Source organism: Streptomyces alanosinicus, assembly GCF_014650595.1.
Taxonomy (GTDB): Bacteria; Actinomycetota; Actinomycetes; order Streptomycetales; family Streptomycetaceae; genus Streptomyces; species Streptomyces alanosinicus.
In genome coordinates this window covers 1-783 of sequence record NZ_BMVG01000158.1, presented here as the reverse complement: position 1 = coordinate 783, position 783 = coordinate 1, and the positions used below count along the sequence as shown (strand labels likewise).

The 783-nt window shown below is 71.3% G+C and carries 1 protein-coding gene; it reads right to left on the bottom strand.

The window, feature by feature from the left end; all coding sequences use genetic code 11:
• Positions 1 to 56: 56 nt before the first annotated feature.
• The coding region (locus tag IE277_RS46770; RefSeq protein WP_189960229.1) for an IS701 family transposase at positions 57 to 783 on the bottom strand (727 nt) is incomplete at its 5' end.

Here is a 783-nt window from a genome sequence, read left to right as displayed (position 1 = left end):
GGCGCCGGTCCAGACCGCGAGGAGTAACTGCATTTCGCGGGCGACCCGGTAGAGGGTCAGGCTGGCGCCGTCTCTTTTGGGGACCGGGTGATGCGTTGGAGGGTGCAGAAGGCGTGTGCGACGGAGACGAGGGTGACGTGGTGGTGCCAGCCGCGCCAGGTGCGGCCCTCGAAGTGGGCCAGGCCCAGGGCCTGTTTCATCTCGCGGTAGTCGTGCTCGATGCGCCAGCGCAGTTTCGCGGTGCGTACGAGGGTGGCCAGTGGGGTGTCGGCGGGCAGGTTGGACAGCCAGAACTGGACGGGTTCGGGCTGGTCGGCGGGCCATTCGGCCAGCAGCCGGCGCACCGGCAGTTCCGGGCCGTCGGCGGCCTTGCGGATCTCGCGCCCGGCGGGCCGGATCCGCAGGGCCACGAACCGTGAGTACATGCGCTTGACGCCGCTGCGGCCGCTGCCCGGGCGGGAGCCTTCCCGCCACTGCACCGGCTTCGCAGCCCGCTTCCCGGCCTCGATGACCAGCTTCTTCACCGTCTGGGCCGACTCGGGGTAGGCGGGCTGGGGCCTCGGGCCGCGACCGCTGTAGGGCGGGATGTGCGGCCGGGCTTCTTCCGGGTGGGCGGTCGTCGTGGTGGAGATGCCGACCGCGTAGCCGAGTCCGCGTTCTTCCAGGCCCAGGCGGAAGGCTGCGGTGTCGCCGTATCCGCCGTCGGCGACGACGAGCGGGACGTCGATGCCCCACGACCTGGTCTCGTCGATCATGTCCAGGGCCAGCTGCCACTTCTCGACG